At 69.3% G+C, this 13,849-nt stretch carries 14 protein-coding genes and 2 tRNA genes; 10 read left to right on the plus strand and 6 right to left on the minus strand.

Features of this window, described 5'->3' with window-relative positions:
- The first annotated feature begins 148 nt into the window (after positions 1–148).
- The 4 genes from OG899_RS14295 (at position 149) to OG899_RS14310 (ending at position 3,529) form a co-directional block, all read left to right on the plus strand.
- Positions 149–221, plus strand: a tRNA-Lys gene (locus OG899_RS14295).
- A 491-nt stretch (positions 222–712) separates the two neighbouring features.
- Positions 713–1,654 carry an STAS domain-containing protein gene (locus tag OG899_RS14300; protein WP_125499781.1) on the plus strand — a complete coding sequence of 314 codons (942 nt, stop codon included), beginning with the start codon at positions 713–715 and terminating at the stop codon, positions 1,652–1,654.
- 163 nt (positions 1,655–1,817) lie between these two features.
- Positions 1,818–2,258, plus strand: a complete 441-nt coding sequence (locus tag OG899_RS14305) for a DUF5994 family protein (RefSeq protein ID WP_125499780.1) — start codon at positions 1,818–1,820, stop codon at positions 2,256–2,258.
- A 47-nt stretch (positions 2,259–2,305) separates the two neighbouring features.
- Positions 2,306–3,529, plus strand: a complete 1,224-nt coding sequence (locus tag OG899_RS14310) for a PP2C family protein-serine/threonine phosphatase (protein WP_229814390.1) — start codon at positions 2,306–2,308, stop codon at positions 3,527–3,529.
- Positions 3,530–4,499: 970 nt separating this feature from the next.
- Here the strand turns inward: OG899_RS14310 and OG899_RS14315 are convergent.
- From OG899_RS14315 to OG899_RS14335, 5 genes are all read right to left on the minus strand, one after another.
- Positions 4,500–5,087 (minus strand): class IV adenylate cyclase, encoded by a 588-nt coding sequence (locus OG899_RS14315; RefSeq protein WP_125499778.1) that lies wholly within the window; start codon positions 5,085–5,087, stop codon positions 4,500–4,502.
- Positions 5,088–5,098: 11 nt separating this feature from the next.
- Entirely contained in the window at positions 5,099–5,761 is a 663-nt protein-coding gene (locus tag OG899_RS14320) for an SAM-dependent methyltransferase (RefSeq protein ID WP_125499777.1), read from the minus strand.
- Positions 5,679–6,251 (minus strand): hypothetical protein, encoded by a 573-nt coding sequence (locus OG899_RS14325; protein WP_125499776.1) that lies wholly within the window; start codon positions 6,249–6,251, stop codon positions 5,679–5,681. Before OG899_RS14325 ends, OG899_RS14320 begins: the two co-directional genes overlap by 83 nt.
- A 61-nt stretch (positions 6,252–6,312) precedes the next feature.
- The gene (locus tag OG899_RS14330) at positions 6,313–7,215 is read right to left on the minus strand and encodes a radical SAM protein (protein WP_125499775.1); all 903 of its coding nucleotides are present in this window, start codon (positions 7,213–7,215) and stop codon (positions 6,313–6,315) included.
- A 105-nt stretch (positions 7,216–7,320) separates the two neighbouring features.
- Entirely contained in the window at positions 7,321–8,013 is a 693-nt protein-coding gene (locus tag OG899_RS14335; protein ID WP_125499774.1) for an HAD family hydrolase, read from the minus strand.
- Between the two features lie 97 nt (positions 8,014–8,110).
- On the opposite strand from OG899_RS14335, the gene OG899_RS14340 reads away from it, so the two are divergent.
- Both OG899_RS14340 and OG899_RS14345 read left to right on the plus strand, forming a co-directional pair.
- A complete protein-coding gene (locus OG899_RS14340) occupies positions 8,111–8,884 on the plus strand; it encodes a helix-turn-helix transcriptional regulator (RefSeq protein WP_185867937.1) in 774 nt (257 codons plus the stop codon).
- The gene (locus OG899_RS14345) at positions 8,871–9,338 is read left to right on the plus strand and encodes an NUDIX hydrolase (RefSeq protein WP_125499773.1); all 468 of its coding nucleotides are present in this window, start codon (positions 8,871–8,873) and stop codon (positions 9,336–9,338) included. The genes OG899_RS14340 and OG899_RS14345 overlap by 14 nt, the downstream gene beginning before the upstream one ends.
- On the opposite strand, the gene OG899_RS14350 is transcribed toward OG899_RS14345, so the two are convergent.
- Positions 9,326–9,889 (minus strand): HD domain-containing protein, encoded by a 564-nt coding sequence (locus OG899_RS14350; protein WP_125499772.1) that lies wholly within the window; start codon positions 9,887–9,889, stop codon positions 9,326–9,328. The genes OG899_RS14345 and OG899_RS14350 overlap by 13 nt on opposite strands.
- Positions 9,890–10,002: 113 nt before the next feature.
- On the opposite strand from OG899_RS14350, the gene OG899_RS14355 reads away from it, so the two are divergent.
- From OG899_RS14355 to OG899_RS14370, 4 genes are all read left to right on the plus strand, one after another.
- Positions 10,003–11,025 (plus strand): hypothetical protein, encoded by a 1,023-nt coding sequence (locus tag OG899_RS14355; RefSeq protein WP_125499771.1) that lies wholly within the window; start codon positions 10,003–10,005, stop codon positions 11,023–11,025.
- A 150-nt stretch (positions 11,026–11,175) separates the two neighbouring features.
- Positions 11,176–11,249: transfer RNA gene (locus tag OG899_RS14360), tRNA-Lys, on the plus strand.
- A 379-nt stretch (positions 11,250–11,628) separates the two neighbouring features.
- The gene (gene fabI / locus OG899_RS14365) at positions 11,629–12,408 is read left to right on the plus strand and encodes an enoyl-ACP reductase FabI (protein WP_125499770.1); all 780 of its coding nucleotides are present in this window, start codon (positions 11,629–11,631) and stop codon (positions 12,406–12,408) included.
- Between the two features lie 264 nt (positions 12,409–12,672).
- A complete protein-coding gene (locus tag OG899_RS14370; protein WP_125499769.1) occupies positions 12,673–13,803 on the plus strand; it encodes a dihydrofolate reductase family protein in 1,131 nt (376 codons plus the stop codon).
- Positions 13,804–13,849 lie beyond the last annotated feature (46 nt).

Consider the following 13,849-nt stretch of genomic DNA (forward strand, 5'->3'; position numbering starts at 1 on the left):
ATCACACTCTCCGGCTCGCCCGCCCGCCGGGTGACCGGCGCCCCGCACCCGCCGACCGGCCGATCCGTGACGCGCAGGTACCGGCTTGCCGATACCCGATCTGCGCGGCGGCCTCCTCGGGCTATGCTCGGGGAGGCACCATCGCCCTGGGCCCTTAGCTCAATTGGCAGAGCAGTGGACTTTTAATCCATTGGTTGTGGGTTCGAGTCCCACAGGGCCTACGGCTGGTAGGCGGGGGATATGGCCCCTGACCTGCTACGCAGCGTCCGAGCCGGCGTCAGCTGGCTCGGACGCTGCTTCGTTTCCGGGCTCCTGCGTGAGCGATGCGTGAGCGGGAAGCGCGGCCACCTGCGGCGGTTTTGTGTGAGACCGCCCTCAGCGGATACCCGGCGGGCGTGAGGTACGGCAGTGTGCCCCACGAGTGGGCCGTCTGCCCCGGATGTCTCCATGAGCCTCGGCAGGCGGTGCGCTCCTTACGGGCCTTACGGGTGAGCCCGTCCGGTGCTGCGGGTCGAGTCGGCCGGCGGCGTACGGTGGAGATACCGAGGGCATCACGCACTCCGGCCGTCCTGCCGGGTCGTCCTCGGCGAGAGACGAACCCCGGGCCGTCCGAGCGGCGGTGCGGAGACGGGTCGGCAATCATGCCCGCCGCGATCACAACAACTCCGCACCCTTCCCTGGTCGTTGCGTTTCCCTGCCGAAGGGCGGGGTGATGGCCGTGCAGCGCCTGGACATCCACCGGCGTGACCGGGGGGAGCGGGCCCTCGTCACGCTCGTCGGCGACATCTGGCCGGCCTCGGCGCCCCTGCTGCGGGCCGCGCTGGAGCAGTGCCTGCGCGACGGCATGACCGCCATCGACGTCGATCTCACCACGGTCGGCTCCTGTGACGCCAAGGGCCTGGACGTCTTCCTGGCGGCGTCACGGCATGCCGGCCGCGTGCACGCCTGCCTGCACCTGCACCATCCGTGCGCGCAGATCACCCGGCTCCTCGCCTTCACCGGCTCCGCGCCCCTGCTCCGCGATCTGCTGGACCCGTCCGCGGCGGGTCCGTCGGCCGGCGGGACGCAGACGTCCGGCGACCGCGCCGGTGCGCCGGTCGTCAAGGACGGGATCCGCCTGCGCAGGCTGACTCGCCGGCAGGTGGAGGGGATGAGCGAGGACATCGCCGACCTGGCCGTGGCCGGCCCCTTCCTGCGGGACGACTTCCTGCGGCGGCTTGCCGTCAGCGCCCGACGGCCTGGCTTCGCGCTGCTGGTGGCCGAGACGACGGTGTTGGTGGGGTGCGTCTTCGGGTTTCCGGTGAGTCCCGTCAGCCGGTCCGAGCAGGGGTTGCAGGAGAGCGTCCAACGGCTCACCGGCTGTGCCCGGTTCCTGCTCCTCACCCAGGTCGTGGCGCACCAGCACCCACAGCGCCGCGACATCGGCCGCCGTCTGCAACAGCGTCTGCTGGCCGATGAGCGCACCGAGCTCGGAGTGGCCTTGCTGATTCCGGCCGACCGGGCCGGACAAGCCGCCTACGACTCGTGGGGCTGGCGGAACCACGGGGAGATGGTCGGGCTGCCCGGTCGGGGCGCTCCTTGCGTGCTGACCCTGTTCCGGGAGAGCGGATCTTCGCTGCCTGCGCCTCGGGCCGCCGTTCCAAGCCGGGCGTAGCCTTGAAGACACCGAGAGCATGTCGGGCGCATGATCAGGACAGCGCCGTTCCCGGCGAGTGGCGAACGAGGGCAGCTCCAGGCCGCCCGGACGGGATCGCACGATGGACTCCCCCACACCGCCCGCAGGAAACCGGCCGCCGAGTGACGCGCACACGTACAGGATGCCGCTGGCCCGGCTGAGGCTCACGCCGGAGGCCAGCCACGGCCCGCTGGACGGAGCGTGGTGGCCGCGTTGCGACGCCCTGGAACTGGAGCTGCCCGCGCTCGTGGGCTCGCTCGACCCCGGCCGTGGCACGGTCACCCGCGTCACGGTCGGCGCTGCGGCCTGGCCTGACGCGCCACTGACCGTGTCGGCGCCGGACCACGTGATCGAGGTCGTCCTGAGCGACGCCACCGCCGAGGAGCATGCCATCACCCTGGACTGCGGCACCCTGGGGCGCTGGGAGCTGCTGGTCGTCCCGCCCGACGAGCCGGCCGGAACCGCCGAATGCCTGTTGACCGCCGCCGCCGATCCGTGGAATCCGCTGTCGGCTCAGCGCACCTTGGCACATGTCGAGGACAGCTTCGGCCGGGAGGGCGCAGGGGAACAGCACGGCCCATGATGGAGTGATGGGACGGGTAGTCCATTCGCCGGTCGACCCCGCCGCCGATGTCCGTGTGGATCACGGTGGGTGAGCTGATGACGGCCGAACCGGGCACGGACCGCTCCGAGAGCTTCGGGGAAGCGCTTCTGGGGGCGGTTCTCGACCGGGCGCACGAGCTCCCGCCCCACCTCATCGGACCGCTGGTCGCCGACGTGGTGGAGCGGCTCGGCGGCCGCCGTCCGCAGGTGCTGCTCCAGGACTACGGCCAGTTGCTGCTCGTACCTCTGCGCGGTGAGGGCCTCACGGGCGGGGATCCGCAGGACATCGACGCTTCCGTCGCGGGCCGGTGCTTTCTCGACGCCCAGCCCGTCGAGATGCCCGAGGCCGACGGCGTACGGGTCCACCTGCCGCTGCTGGACGGCGGCGACCAGGTGGGCGTCATGGCCGTGACGCTGGACCGGGTCGATGACGACGACCGGCGGCTGCTGGCCAGGCTCTCCGGCCTGGTTGCCGACCTGCTGGTGACCAAGCACGGCTACTCCGACCTGTTCTTCTCCACCCGCCGCGGTGAACCGATGAGCGTCGCCGCCGAGATCCAGTGGTCCCTGCTGCCGCCTCTGGCCATGGTCATGCCGCGGGTCGCCGTGGCCGGGATCCTGGAGCCCGCCTACGACGTGGCGGGGGACAGCTTCGACTACGCGCTCAACGGTGACATCCTCCACGTGGCCATGATCGACGCGATGGGGCACGGCCTGGGCGCGGCCACCATGGCCACCGTGGCCATCGGCGCCTACCGTCACGCCCGCCGCCTCGGCACCGGCCTGTCGGAGATCTACGCCGCCATGGACGTCGCCGTGGTACACCAGTTCGGCCCGGACCACTTCGTCACCGCCCAGATGATGCGGCTGGACACGGCCACGGGGCGGATGCACTGGGTCAATGCGGGACACCCGCCACCGATACTCGTGCGCGATCACCGCGTCGCGCGTCGGCTGGTCGCCCCCACGACCCTCCCGGTCGGCCTGGGCGGGCCGGCGCCGGAGGTCAGTGAGCTGGACCTGGAGCGTGGAGACCGCGTCCTCTGCTTCACGGACGGACTGATCGAGGAACACGCCGTGGGTGAGGAGCAGTTCGGTGAGGACCAGCTGATCGACTGCGTGAACCGGCTGGAGAGGACCGGTCGCGGGGTCCGGGCGGTGGCGCGCTCCCTGTCGCACACCCTCAAGCGAGCACGGGGCGGACACACGACGGACGACGCGACGCTGCTCCTGGTGGAGTGGCGCGGCTGACCGCACCACCGGCAACGACGAAGGTCAGCCGGGGGGCCGTCGCGACCTTCCTGGGACTCTTGAAGTTCATCGCCACGGCAAGATCCTCCGTCGCGAGTCGTTCTCGGAAGCCGCGGACCGTGGAAGCGTCAGGCCACGCCGATTGGAGACGAAGAAGCCTCGGCCGAAGTGTCAGTTCATATTTACAGCGCGCGTGGAAGCTGGCGTCGCAGATGACAGCGCCCATGTGGGTCCACCCACCTGGCGGGTGGAACGGGCCGTCGCCGAGGACAGACCGAACGTGTGCAGCGAGCCGCTGAGCGGGGCTGAGCAGGGCCATGGGCCTATGTTGGCTCGTCGGTCCGAGAATCGGGGCGGGAACAAACACGAATGTTCCGGGGTAGGGCATGGCGGCGCTGGTGGCGAACGTCGCCTCCTTGGCACCATGCGTCGCGGATCGTAAGTTCGAGTCGGCTCCCAGGAGCCTCCCCGGTGGAGCTGGCCGCCGCTTACACGCTGGGGTACCACTGGAATCCCGCCCTGGCCACGGGGCTCGTGCCGCGGGGGAACGGCAGGCTCTTCCGAGACCAGGGCGGGGGCTCAACTGCGTCGCAGGAACCTGCTCTGGCCGCGGTGCCTGCCGGTACGTCGGGCCGAGGGCGGTCCCGCGACCGTGGCTGCGGGAGAGGGATCAGAGGAAGCCGGTTCGTCCCTGCTGAGCAGCGACTCCCAGACGCGCGCTTGGAGTTCGCGGATGCAGGGCCCGCACGCGTACATGGGAGCCTGAGCGCCGGCGACGCTCGCGGGGCCGATCCACAGCACGCGTGTCCAGCGTCGGCCGCAGTAGAGCCAGCAGAAACCGTCGACCCATTCGTTGCCGTCGTCCGTGGCTGCTGGGGCGGGTAGCCCGCCCCGGGCGAATTCCGCGATCCCGGGTATCACCCTGTGCTGTAAGGCGATTTCCGTCAGCATGGTTCGTCGGCTTCCTCGATCAGGATCCCTGGGTCACCGCGGAAGCACTCTCCTGCTTCTCGCCGTCGGAGAACAGCAGGGTGGGCTCGGCGAGGATGTCGCGGCCGGCCTCGCTCTTGTAGATCTCGTCGACGCTGCCGAACCGGGCCTGGGAGTAGTCGAGCCCCAGAAGATCGGCGGCCTGGCGAACGGACGCCTCGTCGGGCCCCTCGATCTCCAGGAACGTGGGGAGGTCGGGCCAGGTGTCGAAGTCGAAGGCGACCTCTCCCAGGCGCCACTCCTCGCGGTAGTTCTCCTGGTAGCGGACCTCGGTGAGGCCGACCCGACGGAGGATGTCGGCCATGGCGTGCAGGTCGGCGACCTCGGTCTCGATCTCCTTGGTGCCGTCGATCGTCGTGGCGTCGGTGACCTGCTTGAGCGTGAGCGTTGAGCGGGTGCCCTCGTCCCGCAGACGGAGCCACGCCCCGCCGTCGAGGGAGTCGTTCTCGAAGATCTTGCGGGTGAGGAGAGTGCGGGGAAGCGCCTGGACGGCGCCGAGGGCAGCCAGCTTGGCCTGCAGGCCGGCGACGTCGACGGCCAGGAACTTCGCCTCATACTCGTGCTTCATGGATCCTTCTCTCAGAGACGGTCGGTGAGGGTGGACGAACGGGCCGCCAGGAGCAGGCCCATGCGATGGATGTGGTCGTGTGGCTGGCCGATGTGAGGCCGCTCGGTGAACTCGTTCGTGCGCAAGGTGAGCAGCACGTCCCAGCCCCCGAGGAAGTGACGGTGCAGGCGCTCCGGAGAGGTGTAGTGCTCCACCAAGTGATGGCGCTTTTCCACGGGCATCATGAACTCCGCACCGAACACACCGCCCGGGCGGACCAGGCGCTGCATGCGATCGACGAACTCGGCGAGAGGGCGGTGGTGGTTGGCACTGTAGTGCCACGAGCAGCTAGTCCAGACCGCCTCGCACGGCACGTCCAAAGGTTTCCCCGAGAGGAAGTCCTCTTCGATCACCTGCACACGGTCGTGGAGTTCCTCCAGCTTGAGCCGGTCGATCAACCCCATGGCGTGCACCTGGCTGTCACCCGGGAGGCGTACCTCACCTCCATGCACGGCGAGCGCGTCGCGTTCGATGGCCACTACGCGGTACCCGGCGGCGGCCAGGGGCAGGACGAACTTGCCGTCGCTCGCACCGACGACGGCGACGGTGGAGTCAGGAGCAACACGTTCCCGCAGGGTCGCGAGGTACTGAGGGAAGAAGGTGAGGGTGTGCTCCCACAAGCTCTGTGTCTGCATGGGAGGGCGCTCCTTGCGTATCGGTGGCGGTGATCACGCGGAGGACTTGTTCGGGGGTGAGCCCTGTGGTGTCGATGCGTCGCATCGGGAACGAGGCGTAGGCATCCGCCACTTGGTCCGTGACGGTCTCCGCCAGCGCGTCCCATCGCGATATCGGCTTGTCCCGGGCTGCGAGGCGGCGCCGGCGTTCGTCGTCAGCGCAGACGAGGTAGTACGTGACGGGAGTCGGCAGCCAGGCCGGCAGAGTGACGCCGAGCCGGGCGCCCAAGGCTCGGTGGCTGGTTAGACACCGGGCGAAATAGCTCTCCACGACAACCGGAACGCCGCTTCTGAGGAGCCGCTGGATCTCTTCGGCTGCTGTGAACAGTGCGGAGAGGTAGAGGCACATCCGAGCCTCGACGTTCGTCCGCCTGTCCACCTCGCGCCTGAGGGGCTGGTAGAAGGCTGGCACGGTGGGCACAAGGACGGCTTGACGGGCAACGGCGAGCATCGGAGCGATCGTCGACTTCCCAGTGCCCCGTAAGCCTTCCAGGCTCTCGAATCTCGGCTGGTCAGGCACGGGCGTACACCACGTCCGGTACGGAGAGCGTGAGCTCGTCGGTGGCGGAGGGCCTGTGAACGATGCGGTTCGCGGCCTTCTCGTACCAGAACGCGTGGGAGTCCTTGCCCACCGCCTTGCAGGACATGGTGAGCGCACCGCGCGGGTCGGCCTCGATCCGGTCGATCTCGCGAGGACCGCCGGGCGGAGCGCAGACCTCCGGAGCACCGTGCTCGGAGAGGTCCTCGTCGACGATCACCTCAAGCGGCAGCCTGGTCTGCGCGAGCTCTTCGCGGAGCCGGCCGTAGGCGGCCGTGTCCGTGACCAGCAGCTCGGGGTGGTCGGCTGCATTGCCTACCGGCCGCAGGTGGTGGAGCTTCAGTTGCCGGACTCCGAGCTGCCCGAGGATGCTGGCGAGAGGGAGGACCTCGCCGATGTTGTGAGAGGTCACGGTCATGGTCGCGCCCGTCGGGACACCGAGGTCCCGTGCGAGGCTGAGTGAGCTGAGGGCGCTCTGGTAGCTGCCGCGCTTGCGGATGCCGTCGTTGGTCGAGCCAACGCCCTCCAAAGAGACCCGGAGCAGGTCCAGGTGTGGAGCGATCTCGGTCAGGCGGCGCTCGATCCGGTATCCGTTGGTGCAGATCTCGACGCGCTGGCCCAGTTCCTCCTTGGCGTGCCGGACGACCTGCGGGAGCTCCCGGTGGACGAACGGTTCCCCGCCAAGGAGGGTGACGGCCTCCGTGCCGTATTCGTCTCGCATCAGGGTGAGGAGTCTGACGGCTTCCTCGGCGGTGAAGGCGTCGGCGTACTGAAGTCGCTTGCCGTGGAAGCAGTGCAGGCACGTGAAGTTGCAGCGGTACAAAAGCTGCAGGTACAGCATCCGGATCTTCCTGATCCCGGTGACTTCCCCGATCACATGGGCTCGTTCGGCTGACTGCCTGGTGGGAACCCCGATGGTGGCGGTTTGCCAGGGGACCTCGTCACCGCGTTCGGGGACGGTCCGAGGACGTCCTGGGACGTTTTACGCGTCCGCGAAGGACTCCAGGATTCCGAGAACCCGCCTGGTGTCCGACAGGTCGGGGAGGATGTCGTAGGCGCCGGCAGCGGCCAGCTCCTCGGCACTGTGGACACCAGAGGCGACCGCAAGGATTGCGGAACCAGTGGCGAGGGCGGCTTCCACGTCGCGGGGGGTGTCTCCCACCAGGACGACGGGCACATCGGCCGCAACGCCACGGAGCTGCTGTATGCGTTCACGCGCGACCGCGACAAGTTGGGGACGGAGCTCGGCGTCTGCTCCGTAGGCGCCAGCAGGCAGATCCAACAGCGAGTCGAGGCCGAATGCGGAAAGCTTCACCTGAGCGTTGGCGGCGATGTTGCCGGTCAGGACAGAGGAGACCCAACCACTTCGTGCGGCAGCGGCCTTGAGTACCTCGTGAACCCCTGGCAAAGCCGTCCCGCGCAGGCGCAGATCATCAAGGCGGTCATGCCCAGCTTGCGCGAGGGTGGCCTCGATGACGGACCACTCGGGTACAGGTAGCCCGTCACGAAGGAACATGTCGCGCATGATGAGTCGATCCGTGCGCCCCTCGGTACGCGCCGGCTCCGACGGTTCGCGTCCCGCGAGTGATGAGAAAGCGGCAGCGTAGATCTCCTTGCTGACCCCCGCGTTCTCGATGAGGGTGTGGTCGATGTCCCACAGGACGATGAGCTCCATGGCGCCAGGGTAGGCAGTCCCTTCGGAGCTCTGCTTCCGTGACAACGTCCCATAACGTCCTTGCGCGATCATGCATGGGGCCGCTTCCATGGCTCCTGTGAACGACCGACTGCACTCTGTGCTCGCGCAGCGCGGCGTCTCGCCCGAATCGCTCGCGGAAGTCTGCGAGGTGGACCCCAAGACGGTGAGCCGGTGGCTGGGAGGGCGTGTTCCACACGCACGGCATCGCTTCCGCGTCGCCCGCCACCTGCGCGTGGAAGAGACCTTCCTTTGGCCGGCGTCGCCTCGACGGCCCGGCCGAGCGCGTGACGGGTTAGGCACCGAACTGGTCGGCACTTATCAGAACCGGGCCAGTGTGCCGCGGGACGTCTGGCTCTCGCTGCTGCGCGAAGCCCAGCACGAGATCGGTGTCCTCGTCTTCTCCGGCACGTTCTTCGCGCAGTCCAATCCGCACGTAGCCAAGATGCTCTCCGAGCGCGCGGCGGAGGGGGTCCGGGTGCGCCTGTGCTTCGGTGACCCGGACGGTCAGGCCGTCGCGATCCGAGGCCGCGAAGAGGGAATCGGCGACACTCTTGCTGCCAAGATCCGAGCATCACTGACGTACTACCGACCCCTGCTGGGCGAGGCAGGGTGTGCCGTACGCCTCCACGACACCACGCTCTACACGTCCATGTTCCGCTACGACGACAACCTCCTGGTCAACCCCCACATCTGGGGGCAACCGGCCAGCGCCAACCCCCTGCTCCACCTCAAGAGGACTGAAGGCACTGGGTGGTTCGACAGTTACGCTCAGAGCTTCGATGCCGTCTGGGCCGCCGCGCGGCCGTGGACGCCCGACCACGAGAGGACCACCGCCCATGGGCAGGACTGAGTACTACAACGACCCGGCCGCCCCGAAGGCAAACACCCTCATCCCTGCCAGCAACCTGCTCGTCGTCGACGAGGCCGGAGCCATTCTTCTCCAGCGCCGCCGTGACACCGGCCAGTGGGCGCTTCCCGGGGGCGCACAGGACATCGGCGAGACCGCGGCAGAGTGCGCGGTACGCGAGTGCCTGGAAGAGACCGGCATCATCGCCGAGATCACCGGCTTCCTCGGCGTCTACACCAACCCGAACCACATCGTCGCCTACAGCGACGGAGAGATCCGCCAACAGTACGAGAACACGTACATCGGCCGTCCCATCGGCGGAGCTCCCACGATCAACGACGAGGCTGACGGGGTGCGCTTCGTCCAGCCGGCCGACCTCGACCAGTACGACATCCACCCGAGCATGCGCCAGCAGATCGGGGACTACCTGGCCGGCACCTATCCCTACCTCGGCTGAGCCGCCAGCGCCGCCTCGATCCTCTGCACAGAAGAGAGGATCTCCGGCGCCGCGCGGCGGATGAACCGGCCGACCACACTGTCCGCGCCATACCGACTGTTGATCTCCGCGATCCGCTCCGGCGCACTGGTCCGGGCGCCGTCGGGCGTCGTCGTCATGTCGCAGTAGACGAGAGCGTCCACCAGTAACGGCTCCTCCAGCAACGGAAACTCCGACGCCAACTCGTCCCGCAGCCCGCGCTCCTCAGCCTCCAGCAGGGCAAAAGAGTGGTTCGCGACCAGCCGCACCAGCCGCTCGTCGGCCCCATGCTCGTCACGGAGGAACCTTGCCCCGTCCAGCGGGTGGAACCCGGTCACGGCCAGCCGAGGTGCGTACCCGATGTCGTGCAGGGTGGCGGCAGCGACGAGAAGAGCGCTGTGCTCCCCGAGAAGCCCCCGGACTTCGGTGGCGCGCTCGGCCACTCCTTGCGTATGGGCCCACCTCCGGGGAAGCCCAGCGGCTAACTCGGATTCGGCTACCTCCATCGCCCACTTCGTGATCAGATCGGCCATGTCTGGCTTCATGCCCCCAAGGTCTCTCGAACACACCACGGCGCCCCCACCAAGCGGCACCAAACTAGGTCGAGTCGGCAGCGAGTGTCAGCGCTCCACGCCAGGATCCTCCTATGCACATCGACTTGGAGCGCATAGCCGCGATCCAGCGGTCGGTCATCGGAGCTGTGTTACTCGTTGCCATAGTGATGGTGACGTACCGATCGCTTGCCTGGGTCGCGCGTCGGATCCGCCGGATACAAGAGTGGTGGTCGGCCTGGAACGCGAGGGTTGCCGATCGGGACATAGCGCCGACAGCTCAGGCGCTCCAACGGCTTGGTTTGGCAGACCTGCCGATCCATGATCTCCGTGAGGCTGGCCGGAAGACCGCCGGATCCGTAAAACTCCGCTATCAACTGCTCACCTTCGCGGTCAGCATGGGGGCCTTCGACCTGTTGATCGCCGTGATCAAAACCATCGACACTCAGCGGGTGCAACCGGACCTGAGGCCACCGGCGCTGATGCTCGCTGGTGTGACGTTGCCCCTCCTGATGTGGGCCGCCCGGCGTGGCAAGGCCATCGTGGGTTACAGATTCCTGCTCTCGATCATGGCTGCCATCGAGGCGTGCGAGGCTGTGGCCAGCGCGGATACGAGCGCCAGGCATCAGGCGCTTCGGCATCTGGATGACACGTGCTCCATCGTTTGGCGGTCGCTTCTGCGGGTCCACCGGATCTCGAACAGCGTCAGGCGTGGATCTCCCCGGCAGCGCAGCACAAAGCGTCACGCCGCCCTCGTAGTGGCAAAACTGCAGCTTGCCGAGGCGCAGGTTGACACCAAGGGCATTGGTGGGCTCCGCAGTCTGGCCGCGCTGCTCGCCAAGATCGGCAACAGCTACGCTGCCGGAAACGCTGGCAGGCTTCTGCCAGAGCAGAGGCTTCGAGGCACGGTTCCGGTGGCCAACCGAGAAGGGCTTCGGCTGGTTGCCGTGGTCTCCGCTCCAGTAGCAGCGGTTTGCCTGGCCGTTCTGACGGGGCTTCCCTCAGGAGTCGAGACCGTCTTGGCGGCCGCTGTAGCTGTGGTGGCTGCTGCGGCCGCATACGGGCCGCGGGTCGCAATCGCCAAAGCGGCCGAGATCATGAGCATTTTGAAGCAGTAGTACTGCGCTCATTGGTACTGAACGCGCTGCTCAGCAGGTTCTTTTTGCGTGAGCGATGCGTGAGCGGACGATGCGGCACGAGCTGTCACGAGCCACACCGCCCGTCACGGCGCACATGCCCTGACCAGGTGGTTCCGGACCCCGAAGCACGGCCCGGAACCACCCGGCAAGCCTTGGCCAGGACTTTTAATCCATTGGTTGTGGGTTCGAGTCCCACAGGGCCTACCGCGCGGCCCCCGGTCGGACAGCTCCCGACCGGGGGCCGCATGTGTGTCCGCGGGTGGCCGGGCGTGCGTGCAGGGGTGCCGGTCGGGCGGCCGGAAGGAAGCACCGCACACCAGCACCGCACACCCGCCCTGGCCCCGCCTCCGTGATCCGCAGGACCGCAGGACTGATCCCTCGAACGAAGGAATCCGTCGGGAAGGGGTTCGTCCGCGGGGACAACCGCTCGCCGACTGCGGAATGTTGGGCGCGCAAGCCGCCCGTGGCGCGGAGTCGGGCGAGGCCGCTCTCCGGGCGTGGGCCTGATCACCGGCCTGGACTTCTGCTGCCGCCCGTACGCGGACGGCGTCCGTGGCCCGGCCGGGGCGAAAGGACGGACACGTGGATCTGACCGGCAGGAGGATCCTGGTCTTCGGTGTTCTCACCGAGACCAGCATGGGGTACCGGATCGCCGAGGCGGCGACGAGGGCGGGCGCGGACGTGATCCTCGCGAACGCCCCGGGCCGACCGAGTTCCATCATGGGCCGTATCGCGGGACGGCTGCCGAAGGAGCCGGTGGCGTGCCTGTCCGCGGACATCACCGAGCCCGGTGATCTGGCGGCGCTGGCCGACGGGATCGCCGGGCACTGGGAGGCCCTGGACGGAGTGGTGCACGCCGTGGCGTTCGCGCCGCAGGACGCGCTGGGCGGCAACTTCCTGAACACGCCGTTCGAGTCGGTGGCCACCGCGATGAACGTGTCGGCGTTCTCGCTCAAGGCGCTGACGGTGAGCGTGCTGCCGTTGCTGGAGAAGTCCGAGAACCGTGGATCGGTGGTCAGCCTCACCTTCGACGCGTCCGTCGCCTGGCCGGCCTACGACTGGATGGGGCCCGCGAAGGCCGCGCTGGAGGCCACCAACCGCTACCTCGCCCGGTACCTGGGTCCCAAGGGCATCCGCGTGAACGCGGTCGACTCCGGCCCGATCACCACCATGGCGAGCAGGTCCATCCCGGGGTTCGAGGAGCTCGCGGAGGAGTGGCCCCTGCGGGCTCCGCTGGGCTGGGACACCTCGGACGCCTCGCCGGTGGCCGATGCCGTCGTCTTCCTGCTCAGCGACGCGGCCCGGGCCATCACGGGGCAGGTCCTGCACGTGGACGGCGGTGTCTCCGCCGTGGGCGCCTGACGGCGGCGCGGGGGCCGTCTCGCCGGGCCCGCGTCCGTGCGCGGTGGTCGCCCGACCGGCCCGGCCGCGGGAACGGCAGGTCCGGCGGGAACGGCACATTCCGTGCGAACGGCGGGCTCGACGAGAGCGGGTGGGGCTGAGCGAGACTGGACCGGGGCGGCCCGGAGCCCGGCCGGGGCGCGGGGCCGCTTCCGTCCGTCCGGCTCCGTCTGTGCCGCCGCGCCGCCCCTTGTGGCCGTCGGCTCGTGAGGAAAGAGTGCGTCGATGCCGCTGCCCCATGTCCTGCTGTCCGCCGCCGTCTCCCTCGACGGCTGCCTGGACGACGCCGGGCCCGACCGGCTGCTGCTGTCCTCGCCGGCCGACTTCGACCGGGTCGACGAGGTACGGGCGTCGGTGGACGCGATCCTCGTCGGGGCGGGCACCCTGCGGGCCGACGATCCGCGGCTGCTGGTCGCCTCGGCCGAGCGGCGCGCCGCGCGGGTGGCGAGCGGCCGGCCGGAGCATCCGCTGAAGGTCACGGTCACCGCCTCCGGCGATCTCGATCCGGGGGCGCGTTTCTGGCACACCGGCGGCGAGAAGATCGTCTACACCTCCGACGAGGGCGCCCGGCGGCTGCGGCGGGCCGGTGTCGCCGCCGATGTCGTGCCGTTGGGGGCCGAGCCGGACTGGCGGCGGCTGCTGGAACATCTGCACGACGTCCGAGGAGTGCGCCGGCTGATGGTCGAGGGCGGCGGCACGGTCCACACCCAGCTGCTGCAGCGCCGGCTGGTCGACGAGATCCAGCTGGTGGTGGCGCCGCTGCTGGTCGGGGACCCGCGGGCGCCGCGGATGTTCGGGCCCGGCGCGTACCAGAGCGGGCGGCTGCGGCTGCTGGAGACGCGGGCCGTCGGGGACGTCGTCCTGATGCGGTACGAGCCGACCGAGCCCGGCACCGGGGCGGACGCCGTGCCCGCGGACCGGCACTGGCTGCGGATCGCGTGCGAGCTGGCGGCGCAGTGCCCGCCCTCGCGGACCGCGTTCAGCGTGGGGGCCGTGGTGGTCGCGGCCGACGGCACCGAGCTGGCCCGTGCGCACTCGCGGGAGGGCGGTGACCCGGTGGTGCACGCGGAGGAGGCGGCGCTCGCCAAGATCGATCCCGCGGATCCGCGGCTGCCCGGTGCGACGGTGTACAGCAGCCTGGAGCCGTGCGCCCGGCGTGCCTCCCGGCCGCGTCCGTGCGCCCGGCTGATCCTGGACGCGGGAGTGCGGCGGGTCGTCACGGCCTGGCGGGAGCCGGACACGTTCGTGCCGGGCGCCGACGGGGCCGGGCTGCTGGCGGGTGAGGGCGCCCAGGTCGTGGAGCTGCCGGAGTTCGCCGATGCGGCCCAGGCGCCGAACCGGCATCTGCTGCAGTGAGCGATGCGCGAGCGGACCGGACGCCTGCGGGGTGCGTGACGAGCGC

The sequence above is a fragment of the Streptomyces thermoviolaceus genome (assembly GCF_045209695.1).
Taxonomy (GTDB): Bacteria; Actinomycetota; Actinomycetes; order Streptomycetales; family Streptomycetaceae; genus Streptomyces; species Streptomyces thermoviolaceus.